The organism is Pseudocoprococcus catus, assembly GCF_019734885.1.
Lineage (GTDB): Bacteria > Bacillota > Clostridia > Lachnospirales > Lachnospiraceae > Coprococcus_A > Coprococcus_A catus.
Genome location: NZ_JAAXCM010000031.1, coordinates 78,190 through 98,806, shown reverse-complemented (window position 1 = coordinate 98,806; position 20,617 = coordinate 78,190). Strand labels below are relative to the sequence as shown.

General features: G+C 43.0%; 18 protein-coding genes. 2 read left to right on the top strand and 16 right to left on the bottom strand.

The features are described 5' to 3' along the window. Positions 1 to 29: 29 nt before the first annotated feature. From HED67_RS08430 to lgt, 5 genes are all read right to left on the bottom strand, one after another. Entirely contained in the window at positions 30 to 2,012 is a 1,983-nt protein-coding gene (locus tag HED67_RS08430; RefSeq protein WP_221718043.1) for a peptidoglycan D,D-transpeptidase FtsI family protein, read from the bottom strand. A 32-nt stretch (positions 2,013 to 2,044) separates the two neighbouring features. After that, positions 2,045 to 2,545, bottom strand: a complete 501-nt coding sequence (locus HED67_RS08425) for a septum formation initiator family protein (protein WP_178441732.1) — start codon at positions 2,543 to 2,545, stop codon at positions 2,045 to 2,047. A gap of 53 nt (positions 2,546 to 2,598) precedes the next feature. Further along, on the bottom strand, positions 2,599 to 3,540 hold the full coding sequence (gene rsmH / locus HED67_RS08420) for a 16S rRNA (cytosine(1402)-N(4))-methyltransferase RsmH (RefSeq protein WP_178441731.1): 942 nt from the start codon (positions 3,538 to 3,540) through the stop codon (positions 2,599 to 2,601). Positions 3,541 to 3,549: 9 nt separating this feature from the next. Then, positions 3,550 to 3,993, bottom strand: coding sequence for a division/cell wall cluster transcriptional repressor MraZ (mraZ, locus tag HED67_RS08415; RefSeq protein ID WP_178441730.1), 444 nt, complete (start codon positions 3,991 to 3,993; stop codon positions 3,550 to 3,552). Positions 3,994 to 4,337: 344 nt separating this feature from the next. Then, the gene (lgt, locus tag HED67_RS08410; protein WP_221718042.1) at positions 4,338 to 5,204 is read right to left on the bottom strand and encodes a prolipoprotein diacylglyceryl transferase; all 867 of its coding nucleotides are present in this window, start codon (positions 5,202 to 5,204) and stop codon (positions 4,338 to 4,340) included. A gap of 135 nt (positions 5,205 to 5,339) precedes the next feature. Here lgt and ychF point away from each other — a divergent pair, with 135 nt between their 5' ends. After that, positions 5,340 to 6,440, top strand: coding sequence for a redox-regulated ATPase YchF (gene ychF / locus HED67_RS08405; protein WP_178438910.1), 1,101 nt, complete (start codon positions 5,340 to 5,342; stop codon positions 6,438 to 6,440). Between the two features lie 327 nt (positions 6,441 to 6,767). Here ychF and HED67_RS08400 read toward each other — a convergent pair whose 3' ends face one another. The 8 genes from HED67_RS08400 to argC form a co-directional block, all read right to left on the bottom strand. Next, complete coding sequence (locus tag HED67_RS08400; protein ID WP_178438907.1) at positions 6,768 to 7,394, bottom strand: HAD family hydrolase; 627 nt, start codon at positions 7,392 to 7,394, stop codon at positions 6,768 to 6,770. Then, positions 7,381 to 7,827 carry a Fur family transcriptional regulator gene (locus HED67_RS08395; protein ID WP_178438904.1) on the bottom strand — a complete coding sequence of 149 codons (447 nt, stop codon included), beginning with the start codon at positions 7,825 to 7,827 and terminating at the stop codon, positions 7,381 to 7,383. Before HED67_RS08395 ends, HED67_RS08400 begins: the two co-directional genes overlap by 14 nt. A 239-nt stretch (positions 7,828 to 8,066) precedes the next feature. After that, positions 8,067 to 9,728 (bottom strand): Na/Pi cotransporter family protein, encoded by a 1,662-nt coding sequence (locus HED67_RS08390; RefSeq protein WP_215633031.1) that lies wholly within the window; start codon positions 9,726 to 9,728, stop codon positions 8,067 to 8,069. 382 nt (positions 9,729 to 10,110) lie between these two features. Then, a complete protein-coding gene (locus HED67_RS08385; protein WP_221718041.1) occupies positions 10,111 to 11,307 on the bottom strand; it encodes an aspartate aminotransferase family protein in 1,197 nt (398 codons plus the stop codon). Next, the gene (gene argB, locus HED67_RS08380) at positions 11,297 to 12,196 is read right to left on the bottom strand and encodes an acetylglutamate kinase (RefSeq protein WP_117528653.1); all 900 of its coding nucleotides are present in this window, start codon (positions 12,194 to 12,196) and stop codon (positions 11,297 to 11,299) included. The genes HED67_RS08385 and argB overlap by 11 nt, the downstream gene beginning before the upstream one ends. Before the next feature lie 28 nt (positions 12,197 to 12,224). Then, positions 12,225 to 13,448, bottom strand: coding sequence for a bifunctional glutamate N-acetyltransferase/amino-acid acetyltransferase ArgJ (gene argJ / locus HED67_RS08375; protein ID WP_221718040.1), 1,224 nt, complete (start codon positions 13,446 to 13,448; stop codon positions 12,225 to 12,227). A 15-nt stretch (positions 13,449 to 13,463) separates the two neighbouring features. Beyond that, positions 13,464 to 13,919 carry a GNAT family N-acetyltransferase gene (locus tag HED67_RS08370; protein WP_246612159.1) on the bottom strand — a complete coding sequence of 152 codons (456 nt, stop codon included), beginning with the start codon at positions 13,917 to 13,919 and terminating at the stop codon, positions 13,464 to 13,466. A gap of 23 nt (positions 13,920 to 13,942) precedes the next feature. Next, on the bottom strand, positions 13,943 to 14,983 hold the full coding sequence (gene argC / locus HED67_RS08365) for an N-acetyl-gamma-glutamyl-phosphate reductase (protein ID WP_221718039.1): 1,041 nt from the start codon (positions 14,981 to 14,983) through the stop codon (positions 13,943 to 13,945). A 286-nt stretch (positions 14,984 to 15,269) separates the two neighbouring features. Here argC and HED67_RS08360 point away from each other — a divergent pair, with 286 nt between their 5' ends. Continuing rightward, the gene (locus tag HED67_RS08360) at positions 15,270 to 16,502 is read left to right on the top strand and encodes an argininosuccinate synthase (RefSeq protein WP_178438885.1); all 1,233 of its coding nucleotides are present in this window, start codon (positions 15,270 to 15,272) and stop codon (positions 16,500 to 16,502) included. Between the two features lie 162 nt (positions 16,503 to 16,664). On the opposite strand, the gene HED67_RS08355 is transcribed toward HED67_RS08360, so the two are convergent. From HED67_RS08355 to HED67_RS08345, 3 genes are all read right to left on the bottom strand, one after another. Beyond that, complete coding sequence (locus HED67_RS08355) at positions 16,665 to 17,582, bottom strand: hypothetical protein (RefSeq protein ID WP_221718038.1); 918 nt, start codon at positions 17,580 to 17,582, stop codon at positions 16,665 to 16,667. A gap of 140 nt (positions 17,583 to 17,722) precedes the next feature. After that, complete coding sequence (locus HED67_RS08350) at positions 17,723 to 19,789, bottom strand: FtsX-like permease family protein (protein ID WP_221718037.1); 2,067 nt, start codon at positions 19,787 to 19,789, stop codon at positions 17,723 to 17,725. Beyond that, positions 19,786 to 20,550: an ABC transporter ATP-binding protein gene (locus HED67_RS08345; RefSeq protein WP_221718036.1), complete on the bottom strand. Its 765-nt coding sequence runs from the start codon at positions 20,548 to 20,550 to the stop codon at positions 19,786 to 19,788. The genes HED67_RS08350 and HED67_RS08345 overlap by 4 nt, the downstream gene beginning before the upstream one ends. Between the last annotated feature and the right edge of the window lie 67 nt (positions 20,551 to 20,617).

The following is a 20,617-nucleotide window of genomic DNA, read 5'->3' as shown; positions in this document are numbered from 1 at the left end:
TGTTGTTTCAGTCATTTTAGAACTTCCGGCTATTCGCCGTCGTCAACTGCCTGTCCGTCATCACTGCCGTCATCGCCATTGTCTGCTTCATCCATGTTATCGCCTTCATCAGCACCCTCATTCGCATCAACTTCATCCTCATTATCTGCACTGTAGCCATCATAATTTTCATCTGTCTCTGTCTCAGGCACTTCTTCTGTCGGGAATATCTGCAGATATGGCAGAGCCTCTGAGAAAATCTTTCCTGCTATCGTTGATGCAAAGGAACTCTGCCCCTGATCTTCTGCGTTGGCCTCATCAACAACCACATAAACCACCAGCTGCGGATCATCAATCGGAGCCGCTCCAATAAAAGATACCAGACGTGCTTTTGTTCCTCGCGGTACCTTCTCAGCTGTACCTGTCTTACCGCCGATGCGATATCCGGCAACCTGTGCCGGCTGACCACTGCCGCTTTCAACCGTCTGATAAAGAGCATTCTTCATCCATTCGGATGTAGTATTGGAAACAGTTGTTCTCATCAGTGTCTTGTCGATCATCTGAATGGTATTGCCGCTGTCCGAAGCAATCTCGGAAACAACATGCGGTTTATAATAATAACCGCCATTGACAATGGAACTGAATGCAGATGCCACCTGAACCATTGTTGTATTATAGCCCTGTCCGAAAGAACTCGTCCACAACTCCACAGGCCCCATCGTATCTGCTGTATAAATTGTTGCCGCACAGCTCGCTTCACCGGGAAGATCAATGCCTGTCAGCTGACCGAAACCAAATAATTTCTGCATCTGGATAAAGCTTGCAGCACCAATCCTGTCACTGAGCTGCATCATAACATCATTACAGGAATGAACAATACTTCCCGTCAATGTCAGATTTTCATGAACAGAGTTACAGGATACAAAGGTTCCGTCTGTATAGGTCTGACCGCCGTCACAGACAAAATTCTCATCAGGATCCACCAGGGCCTGATCCAATGCATAGGACACTGTCATTGTCTTGACGATCGAACCCGGCTCATAAGTATCATTCACGCAGAAATTACGCCAGACCTGGTAGAGTGCATCGGACATATCCTGATCATTCATATTCGCAATCTGATCCTCCGTATAGCCGGCTATTGTCAGATCTCTCGGTTTATTCAGATCGAAAACCGGCGCGCTTGCCATACCAAGCACCTCGCCGTTGTTCGGATTCATCACCAGTGCCGCCACATTCTTGGCACCTGTCTCCTGCATAAATTCACTGATGTACTTTTCAGCAATTCGTTGGATATTGATATCAACGGTGGATACAATAGTCTTGCCGTTATGGGGTTCTTCTGTTACCTTCTGAAGATCCACATCATCATTGAGATAACCATATTTTCTTCCGTCTGTGCCTGAAAGCATCTTATCATAATAGCTTTCTATTCCCCACAGACCTATGTCATCCCCGGATGTAAAACCGATCAGATCACACGCAAGTGTGGAAAAAGGATACATTCTCTGATAACTTTCTTCGAACCAGATACCGGATGAAACCGCACTGATGATTTTCTGATCGTTCTCGTCCTCCGAAGATAGAAAATCATCATATGGCTTTTTCTCATCATAGGTCATCTTTCTCCTCAGAACAACATAACGGCTGTTTGGCTGTTCCTCCAAAGTTTTCTTCACCGTAGCCTGATCAATTGAAAAGTATTCCTCCAGTACCTCAGCAACATACTCAGAGGCTTTCTCATCAGTACTTTGTGTAATAACATACGGATCAAGGACGAGATTGTAGATCTTCTCACTTGTTGCAAGAACAGTACCATTCCTGTCTGTAATATCGCCTCGCTTGTAAGGAATCGTCTGCCCGTCATAATTGAGCAGTGTCAGTACATTCTTCTCGTAAGTATCGCCATCTGCGATATTAATCTGCACAAGTCTTATAATCAGACACACAAAGCAAACAAGAACAAATAGAAACACAATCAATAATCTTCTTCTATTTGTCTTGGAAAATTTCCGTATTTTTTTCTTCGCCATCTAACACTCACCTAAATTTAAAGTCATCTATCTTACTGTTTGTCCGGTATAGATTCATACTGCCGTACATAATCATCGTTACTACTATTATAATAAATAATCTGGCTCTCATCTGCATACACCATGCCCAGTTCTCCCGTAGCAATCTGATAAATCTGATCCAGATCAATGCTTGTATTCAGACTTCCCTTTAATGAAGTATTCTGTTCCTGTAAAGTCTGAAGCTGTGTCTGCAGTGCAGTTACGTTCTGTTTGGCATCACTCAATGCCGAATTGGAGTGTAGATACATAAAACAGGTGCCCAGAGTAATTCCTACAGACACAACAAGAAAAAGGGTATACTTTAAATCAAAAGCAGATACTCTTTTCTTGTGTCTGACAGGAGCCTGTTTCGGCTGTTCCTGTATATTCTTCTTTGTTCTTTTAGGAATTTGAGGCTGTTCATTCAGCCTTCGTGCTGTATTTCCATCTATATAATAGCGTTCGGTCTCTCTTCGATGCATTGCAGATTGATTGCTGCGCTTCTCTGCCATCCAACGCCACCCTTTCTTTATTAATAAGGCAGCCTGCATCAGCTGCCTGTTATCTATTCTTTGATACGTTCAAATACCCTGAGCTTCGCACTCTTGGAACGGCTGTTCACCGTTAATTCTTCCTCACTCGGAAGAATTGGTTTCCTTGAAATCACTTTGCCCTTTGATTTCTTCCCGCATACACATACAGGGAAAGAAGGCGGGCATGTACATGGCTTCTCACTGGTATTGAATATATTTTTAACAATTCTATCCTCAAGTGAATGAAATGTGATTACACATATTCTTCCATGATCATTCAGCAGATCAATCATCTGACCTAAAGTATTCTTCAAAACATCCAGTTCATGATTCAGCTCAATTCGAATCGCCTGATACGTCTTCTTTGAAGGATGTCCGCCCTTTGCCCTGACCTTCGCCGGAATCGCCGCTCTGATAATATCATTCAGCTCACCGGTTGTCTCAATAGGCTTCTTCTCTCTGGCGGCCACAATATGCTTGGCAATATTGCGTGCAAATTTATCTTCACCATAATCTCTGATCATGTGGAACAATTCTGTCTCCGTGTAATCATTGACTATATCTCTGGCTGTCTTCGTCTGTCTCTGATCCATACGCATATCAAGAACAGTATCTTCTCTGTAAGTAAATCCTCTCTCAACAGTATCAAGCTGATAAGAAGATACACCCAGATCCAACACGATTCCATCTACACCATGGATACCCAGATCTTCAAGTACCTGCGGCATGGCACTGTAATTACTTCTGACAACTGTCACTTTGTCACCGAAAGGTGCCAGCCGTTCACCGGCTGCCTGAATCGCTGCGGCATCCTGATCAATGCCGATCAGCCTTCCGCCATCGCCTAACCTTTGCAGAACAGCGTTGGCATGTCCGCCCCCGCCTAAAGTACCATCCACATAAATACCATTCTCTTTTATATCTAATTGTTCAATCGTTTCATTCAGTAAAACAGAATAATGCTGAAACGTCATAATATCCTCCTATATCTTCACACCGAGACTTGCCATATGGGCTGCAACTGCTTCCATATCTTCGTCATCCAGGTCACTCTCCACATCCCATTTCTCTGCGCTCCAGAGTTCAATACGGGTATCCATGCCCGTCAGTACAACATCCTTCTGGAGATCTGCGTATTTGCGAAGTGAAGCCGGTACAAGAATACGTCCCTGCTTATCAAATTCACATTCTGTTGCTCCTGACATAAAGAAACGCTTGAACTGTCTGCTGCCTTTATCAATGGTAGATAACTCTCTTAAATTTGCAGTAAATTCCCGCCATTCTTCCATCGGGTGAATCCACAGACAGCCGTCAAGGCCTTTGGACAAAATAAAAGTCTCCCCCAGATCTTCTCTATACTTCTGGGGAATGATCACTCTGCCCTTTGTATCTATTGTATGATAGTACTCACCAATAAAGCCATCCATTCCATGTCCACCTTTGTTTTACAGGAATCCTCGTGTCTGCCACAACATCAAGGTGTTTAATCCCACTTTAAACCACTATTTACCACAAATCACCACTTATGTTATTTATTTTAGACTATTCACATCAATATATCAATAGGTAAAATAGAAATTTACTTTTAAATTTTTGTGAACTTTTGGCATTGCAAAAAATTATATAAAAGAATGTACTTTGGCACATTCTCGCGCCGAGCGCGGTCGCTTGCGACAATCTACATCTTCGCGCGAGTGCGCATAAAAAAAGCACTGCAGGATCATGGGATCACTCCCCACCTGACAGTACTTTTTGATTGTGTTGTATTCAATTAGCTCTTGTGTATGCTCTTCTTTAACCGGCTTCGTTTGTAAATCATCACAATCAGGGCGAATACAGCCAGGCAGGCTGAAAACACCTGTGATACCGGCAGCCCGATATATGGCAAAAGCAGCTGATCGGTCCTGAAACTCTCAATGATAAATCGTCCAATACCGTAGCCAAACAGATACATCATAAAAAGCTCTCCGTCAAACTTCTTATGCTTTCTGTAAAGAAGAATAATAATCAGGACCCCCAGATTCCAAAGGGACTCATACAAAAACGTCGGCTGTACCTGAATATACTGTGTCCCGTCAATGGTCACTGCCTTGTTCATCAGATCCTGTGTTGTATAGGCTGCCTCATCTACGCGAATCTGCATCGCCAGCAATCCGTCTGAATAACCGCCAAAGGCCTCTCTGTTAAAAAAGTTGCCCCACCGTCCGATAATCTGACCGATCAAAAGTGCCGGCGCAACGGTATCTGCCATCAAAAGCAGACTAGCCTTCCTTATCTTCGAAAAAATAACCATACAGATGAATCCGCCAATAATGCCTCCATAAATAGCGAGACCACCCTGTCTCAGATTCAGGATTTCCAACGGATGCTGACTGTAATAGGACCATTCAAAGGCCACATAATAAACCCTGCAGCCCACGATAGCTGAAACAATCGCACATAATGCGAAATCATAATACATTTCCGGGTTCTGCCCCGTCCGTTTTGCTTCATGCACCGCCATAGCTATACCGCACAGCATACCGATGCCGATGATAATACCGTAATAAGCAATATTAAAACCAAATATAGAAATACTTTTATCCAGATGTTCGATAACGATCCCCAAATGCGGGAACCGGATACTTGCTCCTGTCATCTTATGCCCTCCTTTTATCGTTCATTTCATTGTAAACTGCTTTATTATAAAAATCAAGTCATAAAATATCTGTTCTTTTTATGTGAACTGTGCTAAAATAATACGGAAAACTGCATTGAAAGTGAGGAAATAGATATGAAATTAGGTATTGTGGGTCTGCCAAATGTCGGTAAGAGTACTTTATTCAACTCTCTGACAAAGGCCGGAGCATTATCTGCAAACTATCCGTTTGCAACCATCGACCCAAACGTAGGTATTGTTGCTGTTCCCGATGAACGAATTGTGAAACTGGGTGAACTGTATCACACAAAGAAGGTAACACCAGCCACCATCGAATTTGTTGATATTGCAGGTCTTGTAAAGGGTGCCAGCAAGGGTGAAGGCCTGGGCAACCAGTTCCTTGCCAATATCCGTGAAGTAGATGCCATCGTACATGTTGTCCGTTGTTTTGAAGATGACAATATCATTCATGTAGACGGATCTGTCGATCCTGCCAGAGATATCGAAACCATCAATCTGGAGCTGATTTTCTCTGATATCGAAATTCTGGACAGAAGAATTTCCAAAATCTCCAAACAGGCCAAGATGGACAAGGCATATGCTAAGGAATTGGAACTGGCACAGGCTGTTAAGGCACATCTTGAAGATGGCAAAATGGCAAGAACATTTGAAATTCCGGATGATGAAGATGACCAGATCTGGTTTAAGAATTATAATCTTCTGACTGCTAAGCCAACCATCTACGCTGCCAATGTTGCAGAAGATGATCTTGCAGATGACGGTGCATCCAACCCTCATGTTGCCAAAGTCAGAGAGATGGCCAAAGAAGAAGGCGCAGAAGTATTTGTTATCTGCGCACAGATCGAGCAGGAACTTGCTGATCTCGACGATGATGAGAAGAAAGAATACCTGGAGGATCTGGGTGTTTCCTCCAGCGGTCTTGACAAACTGGTTGCAGCAAGCTATAGTCTTCTCGGCCTGATCAGTTTCCTTACAGCCGGCGAAGATGAATGTCGTGCATGGACTATCAAGAAAGGTACCAAAGCACCTCAGGCAGCCGGCAAGATCCATACAGACTTTGAACGTGGTTTCATCAAAGCAGAAGTTGTCAACTATCAGGATCTTCTTGACAACGGAAGTCTTGCTGCCGCCAAGGAGAAAGGTATCGTTGGTATGGAAGGCAAGGAATACATTGTCAAAGACGGCGACGTGATTCTGTTCCGCTTTAACGTTTAAATCATAAATAAGACTGCCGCATGATGGAATAATGCAGTGCAGCTTCTCAAACAATATATGGATTCAAAAAGAGTTATTCAATACAGGCACACTCTCGTTGCCAACGTCTGGCAGTGGTACATAAGGCAGTACAATACACTGCCAAAGTACCAGCCGACGTTGAAGCACCTGTGTTCGAATAACTCTTTTTGAATCCATTCAGATATAGTTCTGCCGCACATGCTTTATCAAAGTAAATGCGGCAGTCTCTCTTTTGTTTATCGCGTCAAATTTTTATTACACAAAACTTAAAGCTCCACTCAATATCTGCTAAAAATCTCCTTCTGCTTATTCCACGATATCAAGCAGTTCTTCAAAGGTGTGTATTTCCGCATCGAAGGCTTTGACCTGGCCGAAGCCATAAGCGGCATAGATGAACGGGATGCCCGCCTGAGTGGCTGCGTCTGCATCTCCCTGGGTGTCACCTACATATACCGGAGCTTTCAGGCCGTTGCGCTCCATGACAAGTCGGATGTTCTCACCCTTGGATTTGCCGGTGACGCCGATGCATTCACAGTCTTTGAAGTATTTCTCTGTATGATTGCCGGAATAAAAGCTCTGAATATAGCCGTCCTGACAATTACTCACGATGAATAAGGGATATTTCTCCGAAAGATTCCGAAGGGTTTCTTCCAATTTCGGATAAAGCAGGCCGCCATGTTCTGCCAGATACAGATTCTCCTTTTCACCGCATTCGGCCATCAGCTGTTGTCTGAGTGATTCCGGCTGATCCGGAAACATATTGCGGGCAATCTGCTCAAGCGGAAGTCCAAAGTTGGATGCCAGTTCTTCTGCTGTCACTTTCTTGTGAATCTCCGGATAATTCTCCAGTACAAGTGCCCATGTGGCAACGATTCCTTCTGATGAGTCCCAAAGGGTTCCATCCAGATCAAAAATTAAACTATCTATCTTCATGTTCTCCTCCATTCTGCATTTTTCTGCGGCATTCACCGCAGTAACCATAAAAAACTGTTTTACTCTCATCCACGGCAAAGTCTTCTCTTGACATCATCTCTTCTGCCAGCTGCCGCATTCCATCACTCTCAAAATGAATCAGCTTTCCGCATTCGCTGCACATTAGGTGATAATGATGTCTGCATTCGGGATGTCCGCCACTGAATTGATAGCATGCCGGAGATTTTTCACTTAATGTGTATTTGCGGATCTTGCCCTCTGTCTCCAAAGACTTCAGGACTCTGTATACGGTTGTCTTGCCAACCCGTTCCTCACCCTCATTCAGATCATGAATAATGTCTTCCGCCCGCACATGGGTATCCTGCCTGTCTTTGAGATATTCAAGAATCATTGATTTCTGCCTTGTATTTCTATTCTGTTTATCATCAGACATTCTCTGCATCCTCCAGATATTTATTCTTATCGCATATCATTGATCTCTTCCTATTATAATAGCTTTTCGTTTATCTGTACAGTAGAAAAGAATGGGCCAAATCACATTCTCGCGCCGAGTGCGGTCGCTTGCGGCAATCTACATCTACAAAAATGCCTGAGAGAAGATGTATCCATCCTTTTCTCTCAGGCATTTGTTGTCTTATATTCAATTTCTGTTGATTTGGTTTTAACCGTGCATTATACAAGTTCAACCTTCGGTGGTTTATCTCCTTCCGGATCCTCCTCAAGAATAGAGAAAGCAATGTTTGTCGCATGATCCGCAACTCTTTCAAGGTTGGATGCCAGATCCGAGAACATCATACCCACCTGTGCCGTGCACTCTCCCGCTGTCAGACATTTCACATGAAGATTCTGAAGTTCACGTTCCTTCTCATCAATGGCATTCTCCAGATCAAGAATATCCTGAAGATGGCTGTCATCTTCAAGATTGAACATATCCATCGAAAGATGGAGAATCTTCACCGTCATCTCCTGCATCTTGCGGATTTCATCGCCTGCCATACCGTTGATATCCTCTTTCATATCGATCAGCTTCTCAACATCCTCTGCAATATTCTCCGCATGGTCACCTACACGCTCAATATCACTGACAACATGGAACAAAGCACCCAGCTTCTTGCGGTCACCCACCGGAAGACTGATCTGATTGGCCTTAACAAGATAATCTGTAATCTCTTTGTTCATATAGTCAATACGTTTCTCAACTTCAAAGACTTCCTTGGCTGCTTTGTCATCCTTTGTCAAAAGGGCATCCAGTGCATTCTCTAAATTACTGATAGCAATTTCACCCATATGATTGATCTCACTGCAGACCTGAGGAATGGCTGTTGCAGATGAAAGTCGGTCGCCGTCTCCGATGTACTTCATTTCATATTCGTCCTGTGCATCATTATCGTCGCCCGGAACGATGAGGTAAGTCAGCTTAACGATCCAACTCATAAACGGCATCAGGATAATAACCTGGAATACTTTAAAGATTGTATGTGTATTGGCTACACATCGTCCAAGATTACCGCCGGAAATATGCATGATCAAAGCTTCAATCCAGTCTGAGCCGATCAGCAGGATAATCGCCATAATAATGGATCCGATAATGTTGAACAGCAAATGAATCAATGCTGCACGCTTTGCATTTTTCTTACCGCTGAGGCTGGCAAGCATCGCTGACATACAGGCACCGATGTTACATCCAAGAATAATGAAGAAACAAATCTTCAGTGGAAGCAGCCCCTGCTGTGCAAGTAAAAGGACAATACTGACGGTCACAGACGAACTCTGTACAATAGCCGTAATAATAAGTCCCAGAAGCAATGCAAAGAAGCGATTGTCCAAAGACATGAAAAGATTCTGAATAGCCGGCAGCTCCTTTAATGCTCCCATGGAAGATGACATGGTGCTGATACCCAGGAAAAGAATACCAAAACCGATGACAACCTCTCCGGCCTTCTTCACTGTCGGGTTCTTGAAGATCATCAGCATCAGAACACCGACCATAATAAATACCGGTGCGTACTGGGACAGGTTAAAGGATACAAGCTGTGATGTAACAGTTGTACCGATATTGGCACCATAAATGACACCAATAGCCTGATACAGTGTCATCAAGCCTGCATTAACAAAGCTGACAACCATGACTGTTGCGGCACTGGAGGACTGAATAATCGCTGTAAACACAATACCTACGATGATTCCCACATACCTGTTCTTTGTAAACAATTCGAGAATCCCACGGAGCTTGGCACCAGCCGCCTTCTCCAAACTGTCACTCATCAACGTCATACCATAGAGGAAAAGACCCAGACCTCCTATAAGGCCCAAAACCATACCTGAAATATTCATCTTTTTTTCTCCTTGATTTTACTTATGTAAAACTTATGTAAAAACATACCAATATCCACTTTAATATATATTGTGCCGCTTGACAAGTCTTTTTTTTAGAAATTTGCTTTATGTTATCTGAGTTTAGCTTTATTATGTCAACTTTCAGAGTAGAAAAATAATTGAAGCCTTTATATTTTTCCCTTAATTTTCCCATTCCCGATTATTCAGATTATGTCAACCTCTCTATTTTGAATTTTTTAAAGGGTATTTTTCATCAAAACCACAAAATGCAAAAAAAAGAACCGGATCTCTTTTGAAATCCGATTCTTCTTGATCTGTATAGACACTTATACACTAAAAATTTCTTAATAATATAAATGCATCTGAGAGTCTATTTAGATTACTGGACTTCTGAAAGGACTTTGTCCAGTTTCTCATACATTTCATCCACATTCTCTTTTGTGATCACAAGCGGCGGTACAAAACGGATGATATTGGTACCTGCGGAGATGATCAGAAGACCGCTGGCAATGGATTTTGCAACAATATCCCCAACAGGGATTGTAAATTCAAGACCTCTCATCAATCCAAGACCTCTTGTTTCTTTGATGAAGTCATAACGCTCAACTAATGATGCCAGTTTTTCTCCCAGGTAATCTCCTACTTCGTTGACATTGTCAAGGATGTGACGGCTTTCAAACATATCAAATACCGCATTCGCTGCTGCTGTAGCTAAAGGATTGCCGCCATATGTAGAGCCATGATCACCGGCTACTAATGCCTTCTCAACCTTTTCTCCGGCAACAAAGGCGCCAATTGGCACACCGCATCCCAGCGCTTTGGCAACGGTCAGGATATCCGGTTTTACATCGTAGTAATCATAAGCGAACATCTTGCCTGTACGGCCCATACCGCACTGAATCTCATCAAGAATCAACAGAATGTCCTTTTCATCACAGAGCTTTCGCACACCCTGGATAAACTCACGTGTAGCCGGATAGATACCGCCTTCCCCCTGTACAGTCTCCATAATAATAGCACATGTCTTATCCGTGATCTTAGAAGCAACATCATCTAAATTGTTATACTCAGCAAACACCACCTTGTCAATCAGTGGTTTGAAGGCTTCCTGATAATGCGGATTGCCTGTAACAGAAAGGGCACCGATACTTCTGCCGTGGAACGAATGGTTCATGGCAATGATCTCATGATCTGTGGAACCGTTATCTCTTGTCCATGCATACTTACGGGCAAGCTTGATGGCACCTTCAATGGCTTCTGTACCACTGTTGGTAAAGAACACCTTTTTAAGGCCGCAGGCATTCACCAGCTTGTGTGCTGCTTCTGCCATAGGCTGTGTATAGTACAAATTGGACACATGGATCATTTTGTCGATCTGAGCCTTCAGGGCATCATTGTATTCTTTGACATTGTAACCAAAGGCACATACAGCAATCCCGGCTGCGAAGTCAAGATACTTTTTGCCTTCCACATCGTAAAGATAAACGCCGTCACCGTGATCAAGCACAACAGGAAAACGATTATATGTATGAATGATCGCCTCTTCTGCATAATCCATAATTTCTTTATTGTTCATGATAATACCTGCTTTCTTCACTGCCCAAAATTGCAGTACCAATACCTTTGTTTGTAAAGATTTCCAGAAGGAGGCAATGCGGTATACGTCCATCCAGAATATGTACGCGTGAAACGCCGTTTTCAATTGCCTCAATACAGTTGTTGAGCTTTGGCAGCATACCGCCTCCGATAAACCCTTCTTCAATCAGTGCATGAGCTTCTTCACATGTCAGCTCTGAAATCAGTGTATCCGGATCCTCCGGATCCTTGTAAACGCCTTCAATATCGGTGAGGAAAGCCAGTTTCTCTGCATTCACAGCCTTTGCGATCTCACATGCAGCATCATCCGCATTGATATTGTAAGTATTGTAATCTTCATCCATACCGATCGGGCATACGATTGGAAGGAAATCCTTCTCCAGTAAATCGTAGAGAATCTTCGGTGTAACTTCTGTAATCTCACCTACAAAACCGATATCCTCTCCATTGGAGTATTTCTTCTTTACCTTCAGAAGGCCGCCGTCCTTGCCGCTGATACCAACTGCTTTGACACCCAGTTCCTGAACCATCTGGACAAGGCTCTTATTCACCTTATTCAGAACCATTTCTGCAATTTCCATAGTTGGCGCATCTGTCACACGAAGGCCATTGACAAAACGTGCTTCCATGCCTACTTTGTTCACCCAACGGCTGATTTCTTTGCCGCCGCCGTGAACGATGATCGGCTTGAATCCGACAAGTTTTAATAAAACAGCATCGGCGATGACATTCTTCTTCAATTCGTCATTCATCATCGCACTGCCGCCGTATTTGATCACGATAATCTTGCGGTTGAATCGCTGAATATAAGGCAGGGCCTCAATCAGTACTTCAGCCTTTGAAAGATACTGGTTCATATCTTTTTCCATTTCTATTTCTCCTTCTTATAACTGCCGCTTATGAACGGTAATCTGCATTAATTTTGATATAATCATAAGTCAGATCGCAGCCCCAGGCTGTGGCTTCCTTATTACCCATTTTGATATCGGCAATGGCTGTTACCTCAGGTTCGGAAAGAATCTTTGTTGCTTCTTCTTCGCTGTAATCTGCAGCCACGCCGTCCTTCATGATCTGAATCCTGCCGGCTGCACTTTCAAAGAACAAATCCACTTTTTCAGGATCAAACTGTGCGCCTGAATAACCCATGGCACAAAGAATACGGCCCCAGTTGGCATCATGCCCGCAGATAGCTGTCTTAACAAGACTGGATGTCACAACAGACTTGCTCAATGTTACTGCCTGTTCCTTTGTTTCGGCACCGATGATCTTCACTTCAAAAAGTGCAGATGCACCCTCGCCGTCTCCTGCAATCTTTCTGCAGAGACATGCATTCACTGCATGAAGTGCTTCACAGAAAGCTTTGTAATCTTCATTCTTTGTATCGATCACAGGATTGCCTGCCTGACCATTCGCCAGAAGCAGCACCGTATCATTGGTGGATGTATCCCCGTCAACAGAGACCATATTGTAAGTATCCTTGATATCTTCACTGAGTGCTTCCTGAAGCAGTGCTTTGGAAATGTTGGCATCTGTTGTGATAAAACCAAGCATGGTACACATATTCGGATGAATCATTCCTGAGCCTTTGCACATGCCGCCCATGGTCACTTTCTTACCGCCGATCTCAAATGTCACAGCGACTTCCTTCGGAACAGTATCTGTGGTCATAATGGCTTTTGCTGCCAGATGACCGGCTTCGATACTTCCGTCAAGGGCAGGTACCAGCATATCAATACCTGCTTCAATTCTGTCCATTTTCAGCTGCATACCGATAACTCCTGTGGATGCCACCAATACAGCATCTTTCTGAACACCAAGTACTTCCGCAGCCTTCGCTGCTGTAGCTTCGCAGTAAGCCATTCCCTGCACACCTGTACAGGCATTGGCAATACCGCTGTTGCAGATGACTGCCTGTGCATGTTCGGATTCATATACAACCTGCCTGTCCCATTTTACCGGTGCAGCCTTTACAATGTTGGTTGTAAAAGTGCCTGCAGCCACACATGGTACATCGCTGTAGATCATGGCCATATCCGTACGTCCCTGATATTTAATGCCTGCAGCTGCACTGGAAGCCTTAAATCCCTTTGCTGCTGTCACGCCGCCTTCAATATATTCCATTTCCTGCCACCTCTTTTATTCATTAAACACAGTCATATTGGCCTCGTTCAGGTTCAGATCATAATAATTCCGATCATCCTGACACTGCCAGCCGACCTTTTTCCAGAAGGCATTGCCTCCTTCATTTCTTGTAAATGCGATCAGATAAACCTTATTGATCTGCTCTGCCTTCAATGCTTCAATCGCTTTGGCTACAAGCTTACGGCCAATGCCGTGCTGTCTGTATGAAGCATCCACGCAGACATGATACAGACAGCCCTGACGGCCATCATGTCCGCAGAGAATGGAACCAACAACCTTGCCATCCATCTCCGCCACCACACTGGTGTTGGGATTTCTGCGAAGAAATCGCTCAATGCCCTCTCTGGAATCATCAATGCTTCGGATACCAAAGCCCTTGATACCGGCCCAGAGCGCCGCCACATCATCATAGTCATCAATCGTCATTGTTCTTATTATAATATCATTCATTCTAATATTCTACCTTCGTTTTCTTATGGGAACATAGGCACAAGATTCAAACCTGTGCTCTCATCCAGACCAAAGGCAAGGTTCATGTTCTGAACTGCCTGTCCGGCTGCACCTTTGACAAGGTTATCGATGGCTCCCATCATAATGACACGATGTGTTCTCGGATCCACTTTGAAGTTGACATCCACATAATTGCTTCCTTCTACCCAGCGTGTCTCAGGGCATACACCCGGTTTCAATACACGGACAAACTTCTCATTGGCATAATATTTGTCATAAGCCGCTCTGATCTGCTCTTCTGTCACGCCTTCTTTCAGAGAAGCATACGCTGTAGCCAGAATACCTCTGTTCATCGGTACAAGATGCGGTGTAAAGTTGATGGTGATCGGATAACCGGCTGCATAACCGAGCTGTTCTTCAATCTCAGGTGTATGTCTGTGTGTTGCAACGCCATAAGCCTTCATATTCTCATTCACTTCACAGAAAAGGTTAGCCGTCTTGGCACCGCGGCCTGCACCGGATGTACCGGACTTGGCATCAACGATAATGGTATTCGGGTCAATGAGGCCTTCCTTTACTAATGGATAGCATGTCAGAATAGAACATGTTGTATAACATCCCGGATTGGCGATCAGTCTTGCCCTCTTGATGTCTTCACGATTGATCTCACAGAGTCCGTATACAGCTTCTTTAATATAGGAAGGACTCTTGTGTTTAATGCCGTACCATTTCTCATAAACTTCTACGTCTTTAATACGGAAGTCTGCGCTGAGATCAATAATCTTTACCTTATTTAAAACATCCTCATTCACAAGAGAGGCACATAAACCCTGTGGTGTTGCTGTAAAGATAACATCTGCCGCATCTGCCAGTGCATCCATGTTGTCATCCATACACTTGGCATCTACAATCTGAAACATATTCTGAAAAACATCTGCATACTGCTGATCAATATAACTTCTTGAGCCATACCAGACAATCTCAACATCCGGATGCTGCATCAGAAGACGAACCAGTTCCTGACCGGCATAACCGGTGGAACCAATAATTCCTGCTTTAATCATTTTTCATAACTCCTTTATCTTAAACCGCTAAAAGGCAGTTTATTCATTTTTCGTTCAACACCTATCTATATTAATACATATCTTCAATTAAGTAAAGTACAAAAATCAAAAAATTCTTCATAATTATGCATGCAAAATTAATAAAAATACATTTTTTGTAAAAAAACTATTGCATTATTCATACTTCTGGTGTATATTAATTGAGTGCTCGCAAGAAATATTCACTTTTGCGTATGCATTATCACAAATGAATGAACATGTTTTTTAATATAGGAGGATTTTACAAATGAAAGAGAAAGTTGTTTTAGCATATTCAGGCGGTCTTGACACCACAGCCATTATCCCATGGTTAAAGGAAACATTTGATTATGAAGTTATCTGCTGCTGTATCAATGTTGGTCAGGGGGAAGAATTAGACGGTCTTGAAGAAAGAGCCAAAATGAGCGGCGCTTCCAAATTATACATCGAAGATATCGTTGATGAATTCTGTGAAGACTATATCGTTCCTTGTGTTCAGGCCAACGCAATTTATGAGAACAAATATTTACTTGGTACTTCCATGGCTCGTCCTGGTATCGCCAAGAAGCTTGTTGAAATTGCAAGAAAAGAAAATGCTGTTGCGATCTGTCATGGTGCAACAGGTAAGGGTAATGACCAGATCCGTTTCGAACTTGGTATCAAAGCACTGGCTCCTGACATCAAGATTATCGCTCCATGGCGTATGACAGATGTATGGAAAATGCAGTCCCGTCAGGATGAAATCGATTTCTGTAAAGCACACGGCATCGACCTTCCATTCTCCGCAGACAGCAGCTACAGCCGTGACCGTAACTTATGGCACATCAGCCATGAAGGCCTTGAACTGGAAGATCCATCTCTTGAGCCAAACTACAATCATGTACTTGTGCTTACTACTCCACCGGAAAAAGCACCTGACAAACCGGAATATGTCACAATGACATTTGAAAAAGGTGTTCCTACTTCTGTCAACGGCAAAGAAATGAAAGTGGCTGACATCATCCGTACACTGAATGAACTTGGCGGCAAACATGGTATCGGTATCGTTGATATCGTTGAAAACCGTGTTGTAGGTATGAAATCCCGTGGTGTTTATGAAACACCGGGTGGTACAATTCTTATGGAAGCACATCAGCAGCTGGAAGAACTGGTTCTTGACCGTGCAACTGCAGAAGTTAAGAAAGAAATGGGCAACAAACTGGCTCAGGTATGCTACGAAGGCAAATGGTTCACACCATTACGTGAAGCAATTCAGGCATTTGTTGAATCCACTCAGGAATATGTGACAGGTGAAGTTAAATTCAAACTTTACAAAGGCAATATCATCAAAGCCGGTACAACTTCCCCATATTCACTGTACAGCGAATCTCTTGCATCCTTCACAACAGGTGACCTCTATGACCACCACGATGCGGATGGATTCATCACACTGTTCGGTCTGCCATTAAAAGTACGTGCAATGAAAATGGCTGAAGTAGCCAACAAAAACGCTGATAAATAGATAAAAAGCCTCAGTGATATCTGATGGCAGAAGAAAATAAAACATCCCTGAAACGGGCTCATCGCCAAACGCTTCAGGGATGTTTTATTTTTTATTTTCTTCTGCCTGTTCCTGGATATCATGGAAGCATTTTTAGCTTCCTTATTACTTGTTATTTTGCTTTTAAAATAGATCCAGCATATTGTCCAGATAAATGGCTTCTCTGACGTTTAACTGATATTCCGGCTTTGTCATGTAGTATAACAGAAATTCCAGAACCAGTGCACTGCCAAGCCCCCGCCCTTCGATCTTAAAATTGGAAAAGCCCATAGGTATATAGATATTTTGGATATCATCAATCCCTATAAATCCCGGATTCATCATTGCCTTTGAAAACCGATAGCCCTGCTCAGAGTCAGGCGCCTTACAGCGATGTTCCGGTGCATTTACACCAAGATTCCTGCGGCTGACCGCTTCATAGCAGTTTTTCCTGTCCTTACAGCCAAACCAGCAGCATTCATTGCACAAAAACTCCACTTTATCTTTCTGTATCTGTGTCAATGTATCCAGCTGATCCATCTGTTTATTTAAACGAAAATCTGGCACAACATAGCGAAAATCATCGCGCTCCACCTTATGCCGGAATGCCTCAAAATCCGTCAGCACTTTTGTTGTAGAAGAAATGAAATATAATTTCGGATAATTCTCTTTCAGGTGATCCAGCAGCAGATCCGAATGAATGATCACGCCATTTTGTACACGGCTGCTCTCTGAAAACAATGCACATAAAGTATTACATCTTTTATCTGAAAGATGCTCTTTTCCCAGCAGGGAATTACTGAAAGTAAGCCTTGCCGAGATGTCATATTTCTGCATAAGGGCTAAAGCATCCCTCGGATCGCAGGTTTCATCTTCCACACGGCCGCCGCCCCAGATGCAATCCGATGGTGCTCCGTAGATAGAGCCAATCGCACACCAGTCATAAAAGTATTCTCTGTGCTCATGGAATAAGGACAGAAAAATACGATACAATTCATAAAATTCAAACAGCCCGGGGAGGTGAAAGTAAGCTGTGTTTCTTTTTTTCTTATCTTTACTCATATTCTCTTAATACTGTTACGCTTTCGCAATAGACATAATGACCATAGCTTCATAGATATTTACTCTCTTTATGATAACATGAAATAAACCATCTGCCAAGTAACAAGCGTGTGCCCAAAACAGGACACACTCCATCAAATTTACTTGTTATTGGCACTTACAATCTGATAATAAACTCCGGATGTCATTTTGTAAACGATAATATAGAACACTGCAAACATCAGATAGCATCCCAGTGCCACCATTGCCAGAAACTGTGTCCGATTCAGCCCAAACAACAACAGCAATTTAGAAATCATCGGGAAAGCAAAAAGCAAATGCAAACCTGCCAGCAGAAGCGGTGCAAAGAAAACAATCAATATCTGTGAATTAATACTCTGCCGGATATCTTTCTTCGTCATGCCGACTTTCTGCATAACAACGAATCCTGACTGATCCTCATACCCCTCCGTCACCTGCTTGTAATACATAATCAGTATAGCCGCAAAGACAAAGACAATTCCGAGCAGAATGCCAAGTACCAGCAATCCGCCAAATGTACCGTAAAAACTCTCTTTATTAAAGGCATAGCTTTCACAACGGACATAATTAATACCTTCCTGCTGTGATGTATCAAGGGCAGCAAATTTATTATTTAACACACCCTCTGCAGCCATCTGTGCATCATCACTACCGTCTAAATTGCAGCCGTAATAGCATTTAAAATAGACGTTTTCCATATTTTCTGTCATATACTGAGCCATATTATACTGAGCCAGTTTTTCTGCCACCTCATCAAAATTCGGCACAAAAATATAGTAAACTTTCGTTGATACTGAACCATCCATATGAATCGCCTTAAAATTTGAAATCACCTTTTTTACATTAAAATGAATGTCATTGTGAATGGATAATGTGTCTGTATTATTTTCATAAGAACCGCCATACACAGCAACAAGCGCTTCACCCGTATCAAGTGTCTCTTTTTCTCCGGTCACACGATTATATACACCGAGCGGCGCCACATAAACTTCATCGACATCGAAAGCTGTTGATTCATTCGTTTCCATATCCATCAACTCATCTTTCATTCTGAAATTCTGACCTTCAAGCTTCCCATAAAAAAAAGCGGATGTATATTCCAGAACATCGGAAGCTGTCAGATGGCTTTCGTGAAGCGTCTCTTCCATCAGCTGACGCCAATTAGCCTCACTTTCTTCATTCAGATATTTTGGCGCACTGACATGAACCTCATAGGACAGGTCTCTCGGATAACGCTCACGCATAATGCTCTCTACTCCGGCATAAAGACAGATGGTTGATGAAAGCATCACCAGCACCATAGTGCTCAGTACACAGATGGAAGCCAGACCGGCGCCATTTCGCTTCATACGATAACTCATTGAGGCAATAGATATAAAGTGTTGTTTCCTATAATAAAAACCTTTATTCTTCTGCAAAATCCGGCAAAGAGTTACTGACCCGGCAATAAAAAGCATATACGTTGCTACGATAACAAGAATAACCGCAGCAAAAAACCATGTCAAAGCCTCAATCGGATCTTCAATCGTTACCGCCAGACCATAAGCAATGGCAAGCGCCACAATACCAACCAACGCCAGTAACCAATTGCCCTTCGGCGCTTTTTCACCGGTATGTTCGTTTCTCAACAATTCCATCGGACTGGCCATGGTCATTTTTCTTAAAGCACTCAACAGAATCAGGATAAAAATAACAAGAAAAATCAGAATAGTTTCTCTGATGGCTGAACCTTCAATTCTCAGCTTGAAATCCGTCTGACCATTCAGAATATTCACCATCCACAATTCTGCAAGCTTTGAAAAAACAATTCCGAATATAAGACCCGCTACAAGAGAAATACCTGCAATAATGGCCGTTTCCCAGAAATGAATATGTGCCAGATTACGTTTATCCATACCAAGGACATTGTACAAACCATATTCTCTGCTTCGCCGTTTATTTAAAAAGGAATTTGTATAAAAAAGGAAAATCAATGTAAATAGACCGATGATCCATTTCCCCAAATTCAGCATGCCCTGCATTGTTTCTCCGCCCCGGATCCGGACCAGAACACTGCTGACACTCAGTGCGTCAATAATATAAAACATCATGACCATGGCAATACATGTAAAAAAATAGGGAATATAGAGTTTTCTGTTATGGCTGATGCCCGACCAGGCCATTTTCGGATAAAAAGATTTTCTCATGCCCGATCACCGCCTGTCGTGAGAAGAGTCAGCGTATCGGAAATCTTTTGATACAATTCCTGACGTGTATGATGTCCTTTATAAATCTGATGAAAAACCTCACCGTCTTTGATAAATAAAACTCTGCCCGCGTGGCTGGCCGCTTTGACAGAATGTGTTACCATGACGATGGTCTGTTTATCCTGATTGATTACTGAGAAAAGATCCAGCAATTCATCCGAGGACTTGGAATCCAATGCCCCCGTTGGCTCATCCGCAAGGATCAGCTTCGGATGTGTGATCAGTGCTCTGGCTACCGCCGCACGCTGCTTCTGACCGCCGGACACCTCATAAGGATATTTCTTTAAAAGCTGCGTGATGCCCAATTGTTTTGCAATAGGCTCCAGACGCTTATGCATCTCTCTGTAATTCTTGCCCGCAAGGACCAGCGGCAGATAAATATTATCCTCCAGAGAAAATGTGTCCAGCAGATTAAAATCCTGAAAAACAAATCCCAGATTATCACGGCGAAATTCTGCCATAGCAGATTCTCTGATTTCTGCAAGATTCCTGCCGTCTAACAATACGGTACCACCTGTTGGTTTGTCCAGTGCCGCAAGAATGTTCAACAATGTTGTCTTACCGGAACCGGACTCACCCATGATAGCCACATATTCTCCCTCTTCCACACTAAAGGACACATTTTTCAGTGCCTGTACCTGATTGCCGCCAAAACGGGTGGTATAGGTCTTTTTCAGTCCTTTTACTTCCAAAATACTCATATTTAAAATCCTCCTGTCTGATTGAATGACTTGTTCATTTCTTTTGACAGGATTATTGTATCAAACT